The sequence below is a fragment of the Microbacterium sp. NPDC012755 genome, assembly GCF_042901325.1.
Classification (GTDB): domain Bacteria; phylum Actinomycetota; class Actinomycetes; order Actinomycetales; family Microbacteriaceae; genus Microbacterium; species Microbacterium natoriense.
The window spans coordinates 134,455-153,985 of the sequence record NZ_JBIBCT010000002.1 but is presented as its reverse complement, the minus strand read 5'-3'; the positions used below and the strand labels follow the sequence as shown (position 1 = coordinate 153,985).

17 protein-coding genes and 1 tRNA gene are annotated in these 19,531 nt (G+C 70.4%); 7 read left to right on the top strand and 11 right to left on the bottom strand.

What is annotated here, in order from left to right:
• Window positions 1-60: 60 nt before the first annotated feature.
• The gene (locus ACFY5A_RS17885; RefSeq protein WP_387236266.1) at window positions 61-4,083 is read right to left on the bottom strand and encodes a hypothetical protein; all 4,023 of its coding nucleotides are present in this window, start codon (window positions 4,081-4,083) and stop codon (window positions 61-63) included.
• Window positions 4,084-4,184: 101 nt separating this feature from the next.
• Between ACFY5A_RS17885 and ACFY5A_RS17880 the strand changes: the two genes are divergently transcribed.
• The 3 genes from ACFY5A_RS17880 to ACFY5A_RS17870 are packed head-to-tail and all read left to right on the top strand — an operon-like array spanning window position 4,185 to window position 7,434.
• On the top strand, window positions 4,185-5,171 hold the full coding sequence (locus tag ACFY5A_RS17880) for an acetylxylan esterase (RefSeq protein ID WP_387236264.1): 987 nt from the start codon (window positions 4,185-4,187) through the stop codon (window positions 5,169-5,171).
• 44 nt (window positions 5,172-5,215) lie between these two features.
• The gene (locus tag ACFY5A_RS17875; RefSeq protein WP_105672248.1) at window positions 5,216-5,944 is read left to right on the top strand and encodes a response regulator transcription factor; all 729 of its coding nucleotides are present in this window, start codon (window positions 5,216-5,218) and stop codon (window positions 5,942-5,944) included.
• A 26-nt stretch (window positions 5,945-5,970) separates the two neighbouring features.
• On the top strand, window positions 5,971-7,434 hold the full coding sequence (locus tag ACFY5A_RS17870; protein ID WP_223586144.1) for a cell wall metabolism sensor histidine kinase WalK: 1,464 nt from the start codon (window positions 5,971-5,973) through the stop codon (window positions 7,432-7,434).
• Window positions 7,435-7,465: 31 nt separating this feature from the next.
• Here ACFY5A_RS17870 and ACFY5A_RS17865 read toward each other — a convergent pair whose 3' ends face one another.
• The 6 genes from ACFY5A_RS17865 to ACFY5A_RS17840 all read right to left on the bottom strand — a co-directional run bounded on the left by ACFY5A_RS17865 (window position 7,466) and on the right by ACFY5A_RS17840 (window position 13,010).
• Window positions 7,466-9,013 carry an FAD-dependent oxidoreductase gene (locus ACFY5A_RS17865; RefSeq protein WP_387236259.1) on the bottom strand — a complete coding sequence of 516 codons (1,548 nt, stop codon included), beginning with the start codon at window positions 9,011-9,013 and terminating at the stop codon, window positions 7,466-7,468.
• 28 nt (window positions 9,014-9,041) lie between these two features.
• Window positions 9,042-9,893, bottom strand: coding sequence for an FAD:protein FMN transferase (locus tag ACFY5A_RS17860; RefSeq protein WP_387236256.1), 852 nt, complete (start codon window positions 9,891-9,893; stop codon window positions 9,042-9,044).
• 15 nt (window positions 9,894-9,908) lie between these two features.
• Window positions 9,909-10,379, bottom strand: a complete 471-nt coding sequence (locus ACFY5A_RS17855; RefSeq protein ID WP_223586141.1) for an FMN-binding protein — start codon at window positions 10,377-10,379, stop codon at window positions 9,909-9,911.
• An 86-nt stretch (window positions 10,380-10,465) separates the two neighbouring features.
• Window positions 10,466-11,500 (bottom strand): ribose-phosphate diphosphokinase, encoded by a 1,035-nt coding sequence (locus tag ACFY5A_RS17850; RefSeq protein WP_105672252.1) that lies wholly within the window; start codon window positions 11,498-11,500, stop codon window positions 10,466-10,468.
• A 6-nt stretch (window positions 11,501-11,506) separates the two neighbouring features.
• On the bottom strand, window positions 11,507-12,937 hold the full coding sequence (gene glmU / locus ACFY5A_RS17845) for a bifunctional UDP-N-acetylglucosamine diphosphorylase/glucosamine-1-phosphate N-acetyltransferase GlmU (RefSeq protein ID WP_387236252.1): 1,431 nt from the start codon (window positions 12,935-12,937) through the stop codon (window positions 11,507-11,509).
• A 1-nt stretch (window position 12,938) separates the two neighbouring features.
• A tRNA-Gln gene (locus ACFY5A_RS17840) sits at window positions 12,939-13,010 on the bottom strand.
• Between the two features lie 73 nt (window positions 13,011-13,083).
• Here ACFY5A_RS17840 and ACFY5A_RS17835 point away from each other — a divergent pair.
• Window positions 13,084-13,578 (top strand): MarR family winged helix-turn-helix transcriptional regulator, encoded by a 495-nt coding sequence (locus ACFY5A_RS17835; RefSeq protein ID WP_105672254.1) that lies wholly within the window; start codon window positions 13,084-13,086, stop codon window positions 13,576-13,578.
• Window positions 13,579-13,584: 6 nt separating this feature from the next.
• Here ACFY5A_RS17835 and ACFY5A_RS17830 read toward each other — a convergent pair whose 3' ends face one another.
• Window positions 13,585-14,049, bottom strand: a complete 465-nt coding sequence (locus ACFY5A_RS17830; protein ID WP_341941667.1) for an Rrf2 family transcriptional regulator — start codon at window positions 14,047-14,049, stop codon at window positions 13,585-13,587.
• 61 nt (window positions 14,050-14,110) lie between these two features.
• Here ACFY5A_RS17830 and ACFY5A_RS17825 point away from each other — a divergent pair, with 61 nt between their 5' ends.
• On the top strand, window positions 14,111-14,860 hold the full coding sequence (locus ACFY5A_RS17825) for an SDR family oxidoreductase (protein WP_387236249.1): 750 nt from the start codon (window positions 14,111-14,113) through the stop codon (window positions 14,858-14,860).
• Window positions 14,861-14,878: 18 nt separating this feature from the next.
• Here the strand turns inward: ACFY5A_RS17825 and ACFY5A_RS17820 are convergent, their stop codons facing one another.
• Window positions 14,879-15,820, bottom strand: coding sequence for an NADP-dependent oxidoreductase (locus ACFY5A_RS17820; RefSeq protein ID WP_341941665.1), 942 nt, complete (start codon window positions 15,818-15,820; stop codon window positions 14,879-14,881).
• A 107-nt stretch (window positions 15,821-15,927) separates the two neighbouring features.
• Between ACFY5A_RS17820 and ACFY5A_RS17815 the strand changes: the two genes are divergently transcribed.
• Both ACFY5A_RS17815 and ACFY5A_RS17810 read left to right on the top strand, forming a co-directional pair.
• Entirely contained in the window at window positions 15,928-16,866 is a 939-nt protein-coding gene (locus ACFY5A_RS17815; RefSeq protein ID WP_387236246.1) for a GlxA family transcriptional regulator, read from the top strand.
• A gap of 16 nt (window positions 16,867-16,882) precedes the next feature.
• Window positions 16,883-17,803, top strand: coding sequence for a pseudouridine synthase (locus ACFY5A_RS17810; protein WP_387236243.1), 921 nt, complete (start codon window positions 16,883-16,885; stop codon window positions 17,801-17,803).
• Here ACFY5A_RS17810 and ACFY5A_RS17805 read toward each other — a convergent pair.
• On the bottom strand, window positions 17,790-18,449 hold the full coding sequence (locus tag ACFY5A_RS17805; RefSeq protein WP_105672260.1) for a methionine ABC transporter permease: 660 nt from the start codon (window positions 18,447-18,449) through the stop codon (window positions 17,790-17,792). The two genes, ACFY5A_RS17810 and ACFY5A_RS17805, sit on opposite strands and share 14 nt — an antisense overlap.
• Window positions 18,449-19,492 (bottom strand): methionine ABC transporter ATP-binding protein, encoded by a 1,044-nt coding sequence (locus ACFY5A_RS17800; RefSeq protein ID WP_387236240.1) that lies wholly within the window; start codon window positions 19,490-19,492, stop codon window positions 18,449-18,451. Before ACFY5A_RS17800 ends, ACFY5A_RS17805 begins: the two co-directional genes overlap by 1 nt.
• Between the last annotated feature and the right edge of the window lie 39 nt (window positions 19,493-19,531).

Genomic DNA, 19,531 nt, shown 5'->3' with positions numbered 1-19,531 from the left:
CCGACCACGCACACGAGAAGGGGTGCGCCGGGATCTCTCCCGGCGCACCCCCTTCTCGTGTCAGTCGCCGATCCGGACGAACTGCGCCGCGCTCACGCGGTGGATGCTCGTGTTGCGCACCTCCAGCTTCACGACGCCGACCGCGCCTGCGCCGTAGCGGAACGTCCCCAGCGAGCGCCAGGCCGCGGCGCCGACGGTCTGGTCCACGATCACCTCCGTGCTGCCAGACTCGTGCTGGACGATGTAGGCCGCAGACGTCGTGGTCGTGGGGTTCGTCGGGTACCACACCGACACCCGGTAGAGCCCCGCCTGCGGCAGGTTCGCGTTCCAGGTGACCGTGCTGCCCACCGAGTCGGCGTCGCTGTAGCGGGTGCGCGTGCCGTTCCACCCGGAGAGCCCGCTCGGGTACCACCGCCCCGCCTCGAGATACCCGGGCCACGGGGACTGCGTGTGGGCGATCACGCCCTCGTCGGCGACCCGCACGAGCACCCCTCGCCGCAGTGTCTGATCCAGCCGCGCCTCGAACCTGATCGTCGATCCGGGCGCGACGGTCGGTCCCGCCGTGACCGTCCACGAGTGCGTGAGGTCGGACCGCGGCGGCACCGTCACGACGGCATCCCGCTGGGCGATGCTCCACGCCGTGGTTCCGTACAGCGACAGCGTCGCCTGCAGCGGGGTGACGCCCGTGTTGATGACGAGCGCGGTCAGGGTGGCGACGGCGCCGGGACCGCTCACGATCTCCTTGTCCGAGGTCAGCGACACGAGGCGGCGCCTGTCGATCACCTCGATGGGAGCCGGACGCAGAGCGATCGGCGCCCCTCCGGGCACCGACAGGGATGCCGTGATCTGCACCTCCCCGAGCGGAGCAGCCGCCGCGATGACCGCCGCCGCCTCCACGCGGGCGGTGCCGTGCGCCGGGACGGACACCGCCGGCACCGGGCCCTCGAGCTGCCACCCGGTCGGGAGGGTCGCCGTGACGGACCCGCTGATCGCCGCGTTCGTGGCGTTGCGCACCTCGATCGTCAGCGGCACGCGATCCCCCGCCGTCCCCGTGGCCTGGGCGACGACGTCTCCCGCGACGCCGGAGTGCGCGCCGCTGATGCGCGACGGCAGCCGCAGCGTGACCTCCGACGTGGTGACGCCACCCGCCGTGACCGTGTAGCTGAAGCTCTTGGTCGGGTCGTCGACCCCGATCGTCCATTCGTAGGGGTAGCCCTTGGCCGGCGCCTGCTGCACGGGCTGCGAGCCGATGCGATAGCTCAGCGTGGCCGCCTGCTCGGTGTCGATCTGGACGTAGGCGTCGTACCCCTCCCCGCCCGGCCTGACCAGCAGCAGCCCGCGGACGAGCCCGTACTCCCCCGACGGATCGGAATCGACCTCGCTGAAGCTGTCGGATCCGTGGTCGACGATGTCGTCGGAGGGCAGCGCGGGGCGCTCGACGGTCACATTGCGCACGACGAGTGCGAGCAGGCCGTGCCCCGGGACCGTGACCGTGACCCTGCCGTTGTGCCCCGAGACGGACGAGCGACTGCCGTCCGCCGCGACCAGTTCGACGACGGGTGCGGAGCCGCGAGGGATTCCGGTGAGGTCGCTGGACAGGTCGACCACGACCTGCTGCGCACCGGCGGCGGAGTTGGTGAGGCTGAGGTAGAGCGCGTCGTTGCCGACGCCGCCGATCCAGTTGACCAGGGGGTTGTCGAGCGAGATGAGACCCGCCGGGAGGTACGGCCAGACCCCGGTCTCGCCGAAGAACGTCCCGGGGGCGTGACCGTACGCGAAGAACTTGAAGTACGCGAAGTCGGCCTCGAACACGTGCGGGAAGTCGATGCTGCCCGAGCTGCGGTAGAAGCTCTCGCTGATGAGGTAGTCCATCGCGAGCCCCAGCTGCGCGGGGGCGTGATGGAAGTAGTACCCGGTGATCCCGACGGGCCCGCTCGTGGCGAAGTCGGGCTTCATGTGGGCGACCTGGAACTGACGTCCGTAGTAGCCGGGGTAGGTCGTGAAGCGTCCGATCACCATGTTGTGCGCCACATCGGCGAGCAGATCGTCACCGGTGTGGTGCGCGAGCCGGAGCAGCGCCCCGGCCCAGCACGGGTTGAAGACGTAGCCGCCTCCCGGATCGGTCAGCGAGCTGACGCCCAGCTTGAACGACGAAAGGGCCTCGAACGTGAGTCCTGACGGCGAGACGTACCACGCGGGAACGGTCTCGGTCGCGACGCTCGTCGTCGGATAGCTCGGGAGCGAGCTGCGCGTCTCCCAGTCGTACTGCTGAGTGATCACGTGACCCTCGGGGACGGTGACGTTCTGATCGGGGACCGGACGCACGGCCGTCTGGGTGATGAACCGCTGGGCCTCGCGGTACGCGCCGTCGAGGAACTCCGTGTCGCCGGTGACCTCGAACAGCTCGAGCAGGTCGACCCAGTACTTCGAGAAGCTGTAGGCGAATCCGCCGGGCGGCTGGCCGTTGCTGCGGTACGGGGTGAGGATCTGCTCGCGCGTGTACCGCTTGCCGATCAGGCTCGCCTCCGCGAGGTACGCGGGGTCTCCGGTGATCCGGTACGTGGCCAGGGCGTTCGAGAAGGGCGCCCTGCTCTGCCCGACGACGCCGGCCTTCGTGGCCTGCACGGCGAGGCGCTGGATCGACGCGTTGCGCCCGTGCGTGAGCTGATAGAGGGACGCGAGGTTCACGGCATCCGTGGCGATCTTGCCCAGCCGGTACTGCGTCGTGTCGTTGTACACGGGGCTGCCGATCACCGGCGAGTGCCCGATGCCCTTGCGGGAGAGCTGGTACTCGATGAGCGGTCGCGCTCGCCGCTCGTACAGGGTGCTGTCCGCCGTGCCCGTGAGGTAGTGCGCCGCCAGCACGACGCCGCTCGCGGCGGTGCGGACGGCATCCTCGTTCTCGACGTCGACGAATCCCTTGGCCCGGCTCCACCAGCCGGAGAACGACGGGATGTAGTCGGTCGAGTCGTCGCCGTTCGGCTCGATGGCGATGAGCTCGGTCATCGAGTGCACGGCGTCGGTCAGGGAGCGGTCGTAGACGTTCCGCCGATACGCGGTGAGCCCGTACTCGTCGCGGCACAGCCGGGTGTAGGTGCCGTACAGGGTGTCGGCGCGGGCGGCGATGCCGAAGGCGAACCCGCGCTGCTGTCCCACCGTCATGGCGGTGCGCAGCCCCGGTTGCGGGGAGTACATGCTCGGCACGACGTCGAGGCTGTCGTTGCGCAGGCTCATGCCGTAGGGCTGGCGATCCGACATGAGCTGACGCTCGTGCACGAACTCGGCGACCTCGGCAGGGAGGTACAGCCCCGAGGTGACCGCGACCCCGCCGACCTCGTACTGGGTCAGCGCCATCGGCGCGAAGAGCTCCCATGCGCCGAGGGGCGCCGAGCCGTCGAGGACGGAGAGCGCGTGCTGGTACGAGCCGCAGAGCACCTCGTCGACGTCGTCCAGCGACCTCGTGTCCTGGCTCTGGTACCCGACGATGTAGTCGCCCGCCGTCTTCGCCGTCAGCACGTAGTGCGCCTCCGGGTTGTCGCCTTCGAGCCGCCAGCGCACGACCAGGTCGACGTCGTCCGTGCTCGTGCGGAGCTCGATCGCCTGCGGTCCGAGCACCTGATACGACGTGAAGCCCAGCCAGCTCGTCGCCAGCGGTCCGTAGAGCTCTGGAGCGCTGCCGGACGGCAGGGTGCCCGTCAGCACGACCCACTGCTCGTCGAAGCGGTGCGCCTGATCGGTGATGGGCAGCCAGGCGCCGTTCCGCTTGACCTCGAGGTCGCGGACGATCGTCTCCCCGCCGTCCCATGTGGCATGGTGGAACGTCATCCGGTGGTTCTGCCCCACGAGCTGTGCGACCTGCGTCAGTGCCAGGTTGGGCTTCGTCAGCCGACGCAGCGCGTCGGGAAAGGCCCCGCCGGTTCCGGTGACCGTGGCTCCGACGCCCGTCATCGACGCCGAGGCCGATGACGGGCTGCCCCCGAGGACCGGAGGCAGCACCCCGGCGATCACCAGCATCCGCAGAACCGCCCGACGACTCCAGAGCGTGGCGTCGTCGCCGGGCCCCGTGTTCGAAATTGAATCCATGATGCACATGATGCAATCTGTATGCGACAATGTCAACGGATGCCCACACGCCGATACGATGGCGCCGTCGGATCGCCCTCACCCCCGAGAGGACTCACCAGGTGCCCCAGGACACGCCGGAAGAGCTGACGGAGTACGCACTGAGCGCTCTGCTCCTGCCGCCGGCTCCGCCGATCGAACCGGACGACTTCGACGAGTTCTGGACGGCGACCCACGAGGAGTTCGGCGTCGGCACCGTGGAGTGGGCGACGACGCACGAGCTCGCCCCGACCGACACGCATCGCGTCTCGGCGCTGGCCTTCGCCTCGTCCGCGGGCGAATCCGCAGCGGCCTACCTGATGCTGCCCCTCGACCCCTCGGCGATCCGCCGTGGTCTCGTCGTCGGTCACGGCTACGGGGGCCGCACCGCCCCGGATCCCGATCGCGTCCCGTCGGATACCGCCGCGATCTTCCCGTGCGCCCCCGGCACGCACCCCGGCACGCCCAGCCGCTTCCCCGCCGTCCCCGATGAGCACGTGATCGCCGGGATCGCGCACCGCGACACGTACTCGCACCGCTTCGCCGCCGCCGACATCTGGCGCGCCGCGACGATCCTGCTCGACATCGCGCCGTCCGCCGCGCCCGCCCTCGACTTCAGCGGCAGCAGCTTCGGCGGCGGCATCGGCGCGATGGCCCTCCCCTGGGATCCGCGGTTCCGCCGCGCTGTCCTCGACGTCCCGAGCTTCGGTCATCACGCGATCCGCCTCACCCGGCGGTGCACGGGCAGCGGAGAGGCCGTCCGCCGGATGCTGCGCGAGCATCCGGAGCACCGACCCGTCATCGACTACTTCGATGCCGCCATCGCCGCACGGCGGCTGCGCATCCCTACCCTCACGACCGCCGCGGTGCTCGATCCCGCCGTGGATCCGCGCGGGCAGTTCGCCGTGCATCACGCGATCCCGGCGCCCTCGCGCCTCGGCGTGAGGGCGAACGGACACCTGGACGGCCCCCTCGGCGCCGCGGCCGATCGCCTCGCCCTCCAGCAGGGCATCGACTTCCTCGCGCTCCCGGCGGATCGCCTCGCGCCGGAGCTCCCAGACAACACATAGCGCTCTCCATAGAAATCACATAGGAGATTCCGCAGAATGGGTGCATGAGCACTGTGCATCCCGATCTGCGCCGCCCCGACGGCTCCCCCCTGCGCATCCTCGCCGTCGACGACGAGCAGATGCTGACCGACCTGCTCGCGATGGCGCTCCGCATGGAGGGCTGGGAGGTGCGCACCGCGTCCTCCGGCCTCGAAGCGCTGCAGGTCGCACGCGAGTTCGAGCCCGATGCGCTCGTGCTCGACATCATGATGCCCGACCTCGACGGCATGTCGGTGCTGCGGCGGCTGCGCGAGTCGGGGAGCCTCGTCCCCGTGCTCTTCCTGACCGCGAAGGATGCCGTCGGCGATCGCGTCGCCGGGCTCACCGCCGGCGGCGACGACTACGTCACCAAGCCGTTCAGCCTGGAGGAGGTCATCGCCCGCCTCCGCGCGATCATCCGGCGCACGGGGCACGCCACGGCCGACGACGGTCAGTCGATCCTGCGCGTCGCCGACCTGACGCTCAACGAGGACAGCCACGAGGTGGTCCGCGACGGCACCGAGATCGAGCTCACCGCGACGGAGTTCGAGCTGCTGCGCTACCTCATGCGCAACGAGCGCCGCGTCCTGTCGAAGGCGCAGATCCTCGACCGCGTCTGGAGCTACGACTTCGGCGGCAAGTCCTCCGTCGTCGAGCTGTACATCTCCTACCTGCGCAAGAAGATCGATGCGGGTCGCACGCCGCTGCTGCACACGGTGCGCGGCGTCGGCTACATGATCAAGGCCCCTCAGTGAGCATCGCGAGGATGCCGCGGCGCCCGATGAGCCTGCAGACGCGGCTGATGTCCGCCGTGATCGGGTTCGTGTCGCTCATCCTCGTGATCGTCGCGGTCATCACCAGCGCCATCCTGGGGCGGACGCTGGAGGATCAGCTCGATCAGAAGCTGTTCACCACCGCGAGCGAGGTCGTCGGACGCATCGATCAGCTCCCCGGGAGCTTCGCCACCACCGAGCAGGCACTCTCGGGGATGCCCGTGGAGAACGGGTCGCTGTTCGCCGTCTCGAGCCAGGCGGGCACGGGCGGCATCGTGCTGAGCAGCCAGAACAACGAGCTCACCGGGGGCGCCCGCAGCCTGACCAAGGCGCAGCTGGTGCAGATCAACGATGCTCTGAACGGCGGTCGCACCGCGACCGTGACGATCGAGAGCCTCGGCTCCTACCGCGTCGTCGTGGCCACATCGCCCGTCTCCCACTCCGTCGTCGTCGCGGGTCTTCCCCGCACCGGCATCCAGAACCAGATGGCCACCCTGTTCACGGTGATCGTGCTCGCGACGCTGGGCGGGCTGATCCTGCTCGCGCTCACCACGGCCATCACCATCCGCCTGAGCCTGCGCCCGCTCCGGGCGATGGCCGCGACCGCGACCCGCGTCGCGAACCAGCCGCTCGACCGCGGCGAGGTCGACATCACCGAGCGCATACCCGCATCCGAGGCCGACCCCCGCACCGAGACGGGGCTGGTCGGCGCCTCCCTGAACAAGCTGCTCGACCACGTCAACACCTCCCTGGCCGCGCGCCAGAAGAACGAGGAGCGGATGCGGCGCTTCGTCGCCGACGCGAGCCACGAGCTGCGCACTCCCCTGGCGTCGATCCGCGGGTACTCGGAGCTCTCTCTGCGCGCGCTCGGCCAGCAGGAGGGCCCGGCGGTGATCGAGAGCACGACCACGTCTCTCGAACGCATCCAGGCGCAGTCGCTGCGGATGACGCGCCTCGTCGAGGATCTGCTGCTCCTCGCTCGCCTCGACGAGGGCAGGGAGCTCGTCTACGGTACGGTCGACCTCACGCAGCTGGGGCTGGAGGGCGTGTCGGATGCGCGCCCCACCGCACCCGATCACCGCTGGAACATCGAGGTCCCCGACGAGCCCGTCGTGATCGTCGGGGATGCCGGCCGCATGCACCAGGTGGTCACGAATCTCCTCGCCAACGCGCGCACCCACACTCCCGCCGGCACCGAGATCACGCTCAGCGTGAGCCGTGAGGGCGAGGAGGCGGTGCTGCGGGTGCACGACGACGGCCCCGGCATCGACCCGGCCGTCCGCGAGGAGCTGTTCGCGCGGTTCGCCCGCGGGGACAGCTCGCGCGCCAGGCAGACCGGAGGCACCGGCCTCGGGCTCGCGATCGTCAAGGCTATCGTCGAGGGGCACCACGGGCACATCACGGTCGAGAGCGTTCCGGGGAGCACGACGTTCAGCGTCCGCCTCCCGATCGAGCCGGTCGTCGGCGCTTGAGCCCGGTGCGGGCGTCGCGTCCTCGTGACGCTCAGTACCCGGCGAAGGCGTCGGTCGTGAGGCTGTGCGCCTTCTGCAGGGCCGGAGCGAGGTCGGCGATCAGCCGCGGAGGGCCGGAGATGAAGGCGTGCCGAGCCGCGATGTCGGGAACGTACCGGTCGAGCTCCGCGGCGTCGAGACGCACGCCCCGCGCCCAGGTCCAGTGCGCGGGGAGATCGGCCGGCTCCTCGCGCGTGAACACGACGACCCGGGCGCCCGTGGCGGCCAGCTCGTCGCGTAACGCCAGCTCGGCGGGCTCCGACGCCACGTAGACCAGCACGACGTCTCGGGTCTCCCCCGCCAGCTGCAGCTGGCGCAGCTGGGAGACGAACGGCGTCACGCCGATGCCGGCCGCCACCATGAGCACCGGCGCCTGCGAGCGCGGCAGCAGGAAGTCGCCCCAGGTGCCGGTGACGGCGAGAGTCGCACCGGGCTGAGCGGCCGCCAGCGCGCGCTTGTAGCTGGACGGATGCTTCTGGTCGCCGTCCTTGTAGGCGATGCGCAGCGTCGGCAGATCGCCCGGGGCCGACACGATGCTGAACTCGCGCCTCGTTCCGCGAGCGTCGGGACGGCGGTGCGGCACGTCCAGCTCGAGGTACTGCCCCGGGAGGAACCTCAGCCTGCTCCTGGTGCGGAACGTCAGCTCCTGCACGGTCGGGGTGATGAACTCCCGCTTCTCGAGGGTGAGCCGCACCGAGCCGCGCACGGCGAACGCGAAGGCGAGCAGGTTTCCGATCAGCAGCGCCCGCTCCTGACCCAGGGTGATCCCGCCGATCAGGATCGGCCAGCCCGCGAGGACGCCGACGAGCGCGGCCACGGAGAACTGCTGCCACCGCCGCGGCGGCAGGGTCAGCGGCTCGGAGAGCATGAACGCGCCGAGGAACAGGTAGGGCGACTGCATCAGCGCGAACGACAGCGCCGTCGCGAGGTCGAAGGGAAGCCCTCCCTGCGACAGCTGGACGTACTGCCGCAGCAGCGCGACGACGATCGCGACGAGGAGGAAGACCAGCACGATCCGCACCTTCTCGGTGCGCCAGAGCACGATCAGTCCGAGGAGCGCGACGGGGACGAACAGCGCCGGCGTGCCGACCCACCACGACGAGAAGGTGCCGAGACCGGTGATCGTGACCACCGCGGCGCCGAACGCCGCCGGGTTGAGGATGTGACGGCCACGCCAGGCGATCACGTACTTCGAGATGCTGGCGAGCGCCCCGGCCAGAGCCAGTCCGCCGAGAGAGGGGAGATCGGCGCCCGGCTGCAGCACGAACAGCAGGATGAGCGCCGTGACCAGAGACGACTCGATGCGCCACGGCAGCCGCAGCACCCGCTGCGCGGCGGCATCCACCGCCGAGATCACGACCGCCAGCACGGCGAAGGAGACCACCAGCGCGAGCGGAGTCGGCGAGACGAGCCCGAAGAAGGAGAGCACCTCGGCGAGTGCGGCCAGCGCGAGCAGCGAGAACAGCACGAGCCGGTACATCGACAGTGCCCCGAGGAGCGCGAGGACTCGCTGCCTGACAGTGGTGAAAGCGGTGATCACGGCTTCTACTCTTCCCTACTTCTCCGGGTCAGGGGCGGGCGACGAACAGCTCGGCCCTGCAGTCCGCCGAACGCTCGATGCGTCCGTCGGTCGTCATCCGCACCCACTCGACGCCCCAGTCGTCGGCGAGCTCGGGGCCGCCGTCGAAGAAGAGCGCGGTGGCGACGGCATCCGCTCTCATCGCATCCGCGCCGATCGCCCAGGTCGCCGCCCAGGTCTGCACCGGGACGCCGGTGCGCGCGTCGAGGACGTGGTGGAGTCCGTCGCCCCAGGCCCGGCGGTTGATCGCGGACGCGCAGAGCGCCGCATCCTGCAGGGAGACGATGCCGACGGCCTTCGTGGGGTCGAACGGATGCTCGAGGCCGATGCGCACCGCACTCCCCCGCACCCTGAGGTCTCCCGCCGCGTCGACCACGAGGTCTCCCGGCACGTAGGCCAGGAGCCCGAACACGAGGTCGACGAGCCGGCCCTTGCCGAGCGCGCCGACGTCGAGGAGCACGGGAGACGAGACCTCAGCATCCCGGTCGCTCCACGAGACGAGAGACGTCCAGTCGGACGGAGCGGCGACGGGGTCTCCGGCGCGCAGCGAGTACGCCGCGTCGTAGCCGAGGGCTTCGAGACCGGCGCCGACCAGCGGGTCGACGGCCCCCGCGGTCGCCGTGGAGAGCTCGCGGTAGAGGCTCAGCATCGGCCCCGCGTCGGGAGACGTCAGGCGCCCTCCGTGCGCGGCCAGCCGCGTGACGTCGGAGTCGGACCGGAAGCGGGACCACTCCCGATCGAACCGCTCGATCTCCGCCGCGACCGCCGCGCGATCGTCGGACGAGAGCTCCCCCTCGATCTCCCAGCGGGTGCCGATCGCGTCGAAACGCCAGATCGTCATCGCCCCGTCAGGCGCCTAGGAGGCCGCCTGCTCCTTGATCGACTCGACCGCCTGGTTGAAGCCGCCGCTGGTGAGCGAGGAGCCCGCGACGCGGCTGACCTTCAGATCGGAGAGCGGGACGCCGACCGCCTCGTCAGCGATGCCGCCGATGAACTTGCCCTGGTACTCCTCGGTCTCGCGCGCCTGCGGGTCGCCCGTGACCTCGACCTCCGTCACGACGCCGTCGGCGATGGTGAGCGACACCGAGATCTTCTCGACGGTCTCGGGGGTCTGGTAGGAGCCGTCGGCCGTGTAGGTGCCGTCCTTGTAGGTCGTCGAGCTGCTGTCGCTCGGCGCCGAGGAGGAGCCGGAGCCGGTGTCTCCCCCGGTGGAGGCGCTGTTGTCCGCGTCTGCAGCACCGGAGCAGCCGGCCAGGACGAGGAGTCCTGCGACGCCGACGAGAGCGGATCCCTTGCGGACGGAGGTCGGTACGGTCGTGCGGATCATGATGGTCCTCCCGGCTGTGTGCTGGTCGACGATCTGTCGATGCATTCGACCGTATGCATTCGTCCTATGTGGCCGCTGTGCCTCTGCTACGCGTCTCCGCCGAACATGCTCGTCACGGAGCCGTCCTCGAAGACCTCGTGGATGGCGCGAGCGAGCAGCGGGGCGATCGGGAGGATCGTCAGCTTGTCCCAGCGACGCGACTCGGTGAGCGGGATCGTGTCGGTGATGACGACCTCGTCGATCGACGAGTCCTGCAGACGCTCGGATGCCGGGTCGCTGAAGATCGCGTGAGTCGCGGCCACGATGACGCGGTGCGCGCCGTTGGCTTTGAGCGCCTGCGCCGCCTTCACGATCGTGCCGCCGGTGTCGATCATGTCGTCGACCAGGAGGCAGGTGCGCCCCTCGACGGTGCCGACGATCTCGTGCACGGAGACCTGGTTGGCCACCTTCGGGTCGCGACGCTTGTGGATGATCGCGAGAGGAGCGCCGAGGCTGTCCGACCAGGTGTCGGCCACGCGGACGCGGCCCATGTCGGGCGAGACGACCGTGAGGATCTCGCGGTCCTCCTTCGACAGCGTGCGCTGGAAGTAATCCAGCAGCACCGGCTTGGCGAAGAGATGGTCGACGGGGCCGTCGAAGAAGCCCTGGATCTGCGCGGCGTGCAGGTCGACGCTCATGACGCGGTCGGCGCCGGCCGTCTTGAGCAGGTCGGCGACGAGACGGGCGCTGATCGGCTCACGACCGCGGCCCTTCTTGTCCTGACGCGAGTAGGGGTAGTACGGGGCGACGACGGTGATGCGCTTGGCGGACGCGCGCTTGGCCGCGTCGATCATGATGAGCGTCTCCATGAGCCACTCGTTGACCGGCTCGCCGAACGTCTGCACGAGGAAGAGGTCGCAGCCGCGGATCGAGACCTCGAAGCGCGCGTAGATCTCCCCGGACGCGAACGTGCGGTGCTCGACCGGAGCGATCTCCGTGCCGAGATCAGCGGCGACGGCCGCTGTCAGCTCGGGGTGGGAGCGTCCGCCGGCGATGACCAGCCGCTTCTTCGTCTTGGCGACGAGACCGGGGGCCACATCGTTGTCGCGGTCCAGTTCGACCGTCTTCTTCTTGCGCGCCATTGGTCCCTACTCCGCCACTCGGGCCCGGGCTGCGGCATCCGCAGCGTCCGTGCCTGCCCTGTTCTTCTCGACCCAGCCCTCGATGTTGCGCTGAGGCGCGACGCTCATGGCGAGCGATCCGGCGGGGACGTCCTTGCGGACGACGGCGCCGGCGCCCGTCTTGGCGCCTGCCCCCAGCCTAACGGGCGCGACGAGGGTCGTGTGCGACCCGGTGTGCACCTCGTCCTCGACGATGGTGCGGTGCTTGTTGACGTCGTCGTAGTTGGCGGTGATGGTGCTCGCGCCGAGGTTGACGCCCCGCCCGATCGTGGCGTCGCCGACGTACGAGAGGTGCGGGACCTTGCTGCCCTCGCCGATCTCGGCGTTCTTCGTCTCGACGTAGGCGCCGATCTTGCCCTTGGCGCCGAGGACGGTGCCCGGACGGAGGAAGGAGAAGGGGCCGACCGTGGCCTCCGCGCCGATCACGGCGAGGGTGGCGTCGGTGCGGCGGACGATCGCGCCCTCCCCCACCTCGCAGTCGACGAGAGTCGTGTCGGGGCCGATCACCGCACCGGCGGAGATGGCGGTGGCCCGCAGGATCTGCGTGTGCGGGAGGATCGTCACATCGGGTGCGAGGGTCGCATCGTCGTCGATCCACGTCGTCGCCGGATCGATGATCGTGACGCCCTCCAGCTGCCAGCGGCGCACGATGCGCTCGTTGAGGAGCCGGCCCACCAGGGCGAGCTGCGCACGATCGTTGACCCCGAAGGTCACGGTGGCGTCGGAGACGACGGATGCCGCGACTCGGTCGCCGTCGCGGCGGAGGAGTCCGGGGACGTCGGTGAGGTACATCTCGCCCTGGGCGTTGTCCACCCCGATCTCGGGGAGGTAGCGGCGCAGCGTCTCCGCGCGGAAGACGTACATGCCGGCGTTGATCTCGCGGACGGCGGCCTCGTCGGCGCTGGCGTCCTTCTGCTCGACGACGCGGTCCACGCCGCCGTCGGCGTCGCGGATGACGCGCCCGTAGCCCGTCGGGTCGTCGACGACGGCGGTCATCAGCGTCGCCGGGGCGCCCGCCGCGCGGTGCTCGTCGAGGAAAGAGGAGAGCGTGTCGGCATCGGCGAGCGGGCAGTCGCCGGAGAGCACGAGGACGTCGCCGTCGAAGTCGGTCGGGAGCGCGTCGACCGCGACCTGCACGGCGCGGCCGGTGCCCGGCACGTCATCCTGGTCGACGAAGATCGCGTCGGGGTAGTCGGCGGAGAGCGCCGCGACCACCTGGTCGCGCTCGTGACGCACGACGACCTCGATGTGGTCGGCGCTCAGCCGTGCGGCGGTGGTGAGCACATGCCCCACCAGCGGACGCCCCCCGATCGGGTGCAGCACCTTCGGCAGGCGCGACTTCATGCGCGTGCCCTGGCCTGCGGCGAGGATGATGATGGCGAGATTGTTCCCAGTCATGCTCCGCCGCCAGGACTCGAACCTAGACCTCACAGCTCCAAAGGCTGTCGTGCTGCCATTACACCACGGCGGACCGCGGCATCCGAGTGGGGGCCGCCCGTCAAGTCTGCCATGCTCGCCCCTGTGCGTACGGCGATAATGGACGGATGAGCGAGGCGGATGAGGTCGACCGGATCGTCGGAGCGTGGAACACCCAGCGCCCCGACCTCGACTTCTCCCCCCTCGAGGTCCTCTCCCGCATGGACAGGCTGACCCGGCTGCTCGACCGCGCCCGCCGCGACGTGTTCCGGCGCAGCGATCTGGAGCCGTGGGAGTGGGACGTGCTGTCCGCCCTCCGTCGGGCGGGGGCGCCGTTCCAGCTCTCCCCCAAGCAGCTGCTCCAGCAGACGCTGGTGTCGAGCGGAACCATGACGAACCGCATCGACCGGCTCGTCGGACGCCGCTTCGTGCGCAGGGAGGCCGACCCCGGCGACGGCCGCAGCGTGCTGGTGATCCTGACGGACGACGGGCGGATCAGGGTGGATGCCGCGATCACCCGTCTCGTCGATGTGGAGGCCGACCTGCTGCAGGGTCTGTCCCGCGGCGACCGCGATCGTCTGGCGGGGCTGCTCCGCAAGCTCAGCCTGAGCTTCGACGCCTGAGAGCCGTCAGCCGAGGAGCCGACGGTTCTTCTCGATGACCGACGCCGGCAGTCCGTCGACGATCCCGGCGAGGGTCACGTTCGCCAGCGACGCCCGCCAGGCCTCGTGCGCCGCACGCATGGCGGACGCCAGCGCACAGGGGTTCCGGCAATCCTCCGGGCGGGCGGCGCCGCGCCCCTGCTGACGCAGCTCTCGGCACACGTAGGGGTCCGCCGCGCCGTCGACCGCGGTGACGAGGTCGAGGATGCTGATGCGCTCCGGCTCCCGCGCCAGCCGGAAGCCGCCGCGCGGCCCCGTGCTCCCGGTGAGGATCCCTGCGCGCACGAGCTTGGCGAGCTGCTTGGAGAGGTACGGGCCGGCGACGCCGAAATGCTCGGACAGCTGCGCCGCGGACACGGTCGAGCCCGGCGGGAGCTGTGCGATCACCGTGGCGGTGTGCAGCACCCATTCCGACGTCTCGGGAAGCTTCACTTGCTCATCCTACGCGACACCCATATTGTGGACATGCAATATCCATGATTAGGGAGCGGACATGCGCATCGCAGTGGCAGGCGGAACGGGACGGATCGGACGACTGGTGGTCGCCGAGCTCGAGAAGGAGGGACACGACGCGGTGTCGCTGACCCGCGGAGAAGGCGTCGACCTGCGCAGCGGGGACGGGCTCGCCGCACGACTCGAGGGCGTCGACGCGGTGATCGACGCCACGAATCCCCCGGTCGCGGACCAGGCCGAGGCGGAGGCCACGTTCACGACGATCTCGCGCGTCCTCCTCGAGGCGGAGCGGTCCGCCGGAGTCGGGCACCACGTGGCGCTCTCGATCGCCGCACTCGACACGGTTCGAGGCAACGCCCACTACTTCGGCAAGCGCGCCCAGGAGCGCGAGGTGGCGGCGGGTGCCGTGCCCTTCACGATCGTGAGGGCGACCCAGTTCCACGACTTCCCCGCGATGATCGCCGAGTGGTCGGTCATCGACGGCGAGGGCGTCGTCCCACCGCTGCTGCTGCAGCCGATCGCCCCCGCCGACGTCGCCTCGACCCTCGTCGCCGCCGCGATCTCGGCACCGCTCCAGGGGTCGTTCGACCTCGCGGGCCCCCGAACGGAGGATGCGGTGGACATGGCGCGCCGCACCCTCGCCGCGAGGGGAAGCACCCTGCCGCTGCGCGCGTCCTGGCGCGGCGCCGCACTGGGGATCGAGTTCGCCGGCGAGGTGCTGCTCCCCGGCGAGGACGCCCGGATCGCGCCGACCACGTTCGACGACTGGCTCGCCGCCGGGGCGCGCTGACGCGCCCCGGCGCACGGCTCACAGGCGGGGATCGACGACCACGACCACCTTGCCGGTGACACGGCCGGACTCGACGCGCTCCTGCGCGGCGGCGAGCTCGTCGAGGCCGAACTCGGAGTCGAGGTGCACGGTCACCGCCTCGGACTCGGCGAGGGCGGCGATCTCCGCGAGCTGCCCGCCGTTCGCGGAGACGAGGATGCGCTCGACCGGTCCGGCGCCCCACGACGCGAGCTCGGCCCTGCGCTCGTCCGTCAGCCCGGTGATCGTGACGACGGAGGTCCCGGCCGCGACCGCCCCGCGCGGAGGCAGGGTGTCGTCGACCGTGATGATCACGGCATCCACCGGGGCGATCGCCGCGAGTGCGGCCTCGTCGCGGTAGTCGACGGTCTCGCTCGCACCCCAGGAGCGCAGCAGCTCGTGCTTGGCGGGGCTCGCGGTCGCGACCACCTCCGCGCCCCTCGCGGCGGCGAGCTGGATGGCCAGATGGCCGACGCCGCCCGCGCCGCCGAGCACGAGCACCCGTTGCCCCGAGCGGACGCCCGCGGTCTCGAGCGCCTGCCATGCGGTCAGGGCGGCGAGCGGGGCAGCCCCTGCCTGCGCGGTGCTCCATGTGCTCGGCGACGCGGCGAGATCCCCGGCGGCGACGACGGCGTACTCGGCGAGGGTGTGCGCGGCGGCGGGGAACGCGGCGAGCGCGAACACCCGGTCGCCCTCCGCCCACTCGTCGACGCCGGGCCCGACGGCCGAGACCACCCCCGCGACGTCCCACCCCGGGAGGTCCGTGTAGATGATGGGCCCGAAGTCGACGGCGGCGGCGCGGATCTTCACGTCGACGGGGTTGAGGCCGGCGGCGCCGACCCTGACGAGCACTTCTCCGGGGCCGGGAGACGGGATCTCGGTGTCGATGACGGAGACGACCTCAGCCGCCGCCCCTGCACCCGAGTACTTCGCTGAACGCACTGGTCTGCCTTTCTCTCGTGCGGCCGATCCGACCGCTCCACCCAGCCTGGCCTGTCGATCATCGCCCCGACAGTGGCCGGATGGTCAATATGTGTCACGATATAGCCATGCACCGCATCGTCGTCGTCGCCCTCCCCGGAGTCTTCCCGTACGAGCTGGGGATCCCCGCCCGCTTCTTCCGCGCTGCCCACCGTGACGGCGAGCCGCTGTACTCCGTCACCACCTACACCCTCGACGGACTCCCCGTGCCCACGAACGCCGATTTCACGGTGACCCCGGCCTCCGACCGGCGCGCGCTCGACACCGCGGACACGATCATCGTGCCCCCGTGGAGCGCCGCAGAGACCTCCGACGACCCGATCGGACTGGCCGAGTTCGGCGACCGGCGGATCGTCAGCTACTGCACCGGCGCGTTCACGGTCGCGGCATCCGGACTCCTCGACGGCAAGGAGGCGACCACCCACTGGTGCTCGTCGGACGAGTTCGTTCGGCGCTTCCCGCTGGTGCGCATGCGCGAGGACGAGCTCTTCGTCGACACCGGCCGCGTGCTGACCGCCGCCGGGGCGTCTGCCGCGGTCGACGCCACCATGCACCTGATCGCGAACGACTTCGGCGCGGCGGTCGCGGCGACGGTCTCCCAGGTCACGCTCGCGGCACCGCACCGCGGCGGCGGTCAGCGGCAGTTCGTCGCCAGGCCGGCGGTGGCGTCCTCTCCGACGGTCGGCTCGGCGAGCGACATCCAGACCTGGCTGATCTCCCGCATCGACGAGCCGCTGTCGCTCACGGACGTCGCCGATCGCTTCGGGATGAGCGTGCGCACCCTGACCCGCCGTTTCCGCGCCGAGACGGGGCGGACGGTGGGCGACTGGTTCGCCGACGCCAGGGTCGACCGCGCCCGCGAGCTGCTGGAGACGACCGACCTCCTCGTCGACGACGTGGCCGCGCGTTCGGGCTTCGCCACCGGGGCGGCGCTGCGCAAGCACTTCCGCGACCGGATCGGACTGGCCCCGCAGCAGTACCGCTCCCGGTTCACGCAGGCCGCGTAGGCTTGACCGAATGGGCATGCCCTCCCCCCTCCCCATGCGCGACGGCGTCGGCGCGACCCGTCTGCACGTGCCGATGAGCGGCGCCTGGCCGACGATCTCCGCCTACATGGTCGAGCGGTTCTTCCATATGGACCCGGAGCGGCTGCTCGTGCGCTTCGACCGCGGTGAGATCGTCGCCCGCGACGGCAGCGTACTGGCCAGGGACACCCCGCTCGGCGCCGAGGAGTTCGTCTGGTACTACCGCGATCCGCCGCCCGAGAAGGACATCCCCTTCGAGATCGTCCTGCTGCATCAGGATCGCGACCTCGTCGTCGTCGACAAGCCGCACTTCCTGCCGACGACACCCGGAGGCAGGTTCCTGCAGAACTCGGCGCTGGTCCGCCTGCGGAACCTCCTCGACATCCCGGAGCTCACCCCCATCCACCGCCTCGACCGCGCCACCGCGGGTCTGCTGATGTTCTCCGCGCGTCCCGAGACGCGGGGCGCGTACCAGCTGCTGTTCGAGAACCGTCAGGTGCAGAAGGTGTACGAAGCGGTGTCGGCGCGACCGGCGGACTGGGATGCCGCGATGCTCCCCCTGGTCTACCGCAACCACATCGTGAAGCACCGCGGCGAGGTGCGCGTGCGGGTGGATGCCGAGCGCGAGCCGAACGCGGAGACCCTGATCGAGCTGATCGCCGCCGATGAGCGCGTCGTGCACACGCTGCTGCGCCCGCACAGCGGCAAGATGCACCAGCTGCGCGTGCATCTCGCCGCCCTCGGTCTCGGCATCCTCAACGACGGGTTCTATCCCGTGCTGCAGCCGGAGAAGCCCGACGACTTCGACGCCCCCCTCCAGCTGCTGGCGCGGGAGCTGCGCTTCGTCGATCCGCTGAGCGGCGCCGAGCGCGAGTTCGCGACCGGACTCGCCCTGAAGGACGCCCCTAGCGCCGCATGACCTTGCGCGCCAGACGGGTACCGAGCACCTGCACGAGGTGCACGAACACGACGATGAGGATGATCGCGGCCCACATCACGACCGGCTCGAACTGCCGGAAGCCGTAGATCTGGGCGAACGCACCGAGGCCGCCGCCGCCGATCAGACCCGCCATCGCGGTCATGTCGATCAGCGCCACGACGATGAACGTGTACCCGAGGATCAGCGGCCCGAGCGACTCGGGGATCGCCACGGTGAACAGGATGCGCAGGGGCCCCGCGCCCATCGACCTCGCCGCCTCGATCACGCCGGGCGAGACCGACACGAGATGCTGCTCGACGATGCGCCCGATGGCGAAGGAGGCCGCGAGGCCGATGATGAAGGCGCCGGCGGTGGTGCCGATGCCGACCCCGACCACGACGCGTGCGAGGGGCTGCGCGACCGCCATGAAGATCACGAACGGGATCGGGCGGAAGAAGTTCACGACGAGGTTGATGAGGAACGAGACGACGCGGTTCTCGACGAGTCCGCCGGGCCGCGTGACGTAGAGGATCACGCCGATCAGGAGGCCGAGGATCCCGGAGATCACGAGGGCCACGGAGGTCATGTACAGCGTCTCGAGCGCGGACTTCCAGAACTCCGGCCACAGTTCCATCAGACGTTCCATCAGCGGACCTCCTCTCCGGCGATCTCGGTGACGTCGACGCGCGTGCCGATCTCGGCGAGCGCCCGGTCGATCGCGGCGCCGTCGCCGCGGATCGCGAGCGTGAGATGCCCGAAGGCGCGTCCGCGGATGTCGTTGATGCCGCCGAAGATCAGCTCGAAGTCGAGTCCGGCGCCGGCGAGATCGAGGAACACCTGCGCCTGGGAGGAGTCGCCGTCGCGGAACGAGAAGGTCACGATGCGACCCCGGTGCCGCTCACGCAGCACCGCCAGCTCTGAGGGCGAGGGGATGCCCTTGACCACCGTGCCGACGAAGCGCTGGGATGCCGGGTTCTGAGGCGAGGAGAACACGTCGAACACATCTCCCTGCTCGATGACACGGCCGTTCTCCATGACGGCGACCTTCGTCGCGATGGTCTGGATGACGTCCATCTCGTGCGTGATCACGACGATCGTGACGCCCTGCTCTCTGTTGACCCTGGAGAGGAGCTCGAGCACCTCGTGGGTGGTCTGCGGATCGAGGGCGCTGGTGGCCTCGTCGGCCAGCAGGATCGCCGGGCCGGTGGCGAGGGCGCGGGCGATGCCCACGCGCTGCTTCTGCCCGCCGGAGAGCTGCTCGGGGAACGCCTTCGCCTTGTCGGCGAGACCGACGAAGCTGAGCAGCTCCGTCACACGCGCGTCGATGTCGTCCTTCGACCAGCCGGCGAGCTTGAGCGGATAGGCGATGTTGGCCCTGACCGTCTTCGCGGCGAAGAGGTTGAACTGCTGGAAAATCATCCCGATGCCGCCGCGGATCCTGCGCAGCTCCCGTTCGCCGAGCGCCGTGATGTCGACGCCGTCCACGGTGATCGTGCCGCCGGTCGCGGGTTCGAGGGCGTTGATGAGTCGGACCAGGGTGGACTTGCCCGCCCCGGAGTAGCCGATGATGCCGAAGACGTCGCCCTTCTCGATCGAGAGGGTCACGTCGTCGACGGCGACGACGTCGCCCGCCCCGGCGGACCGCGAGGGGTACGCCTTGGAGACGTTCGAGAGGGTGACGATCGGCATGTGCTGCTCCGTGTGGTGCGTGGCGACGAAGAATCGGGT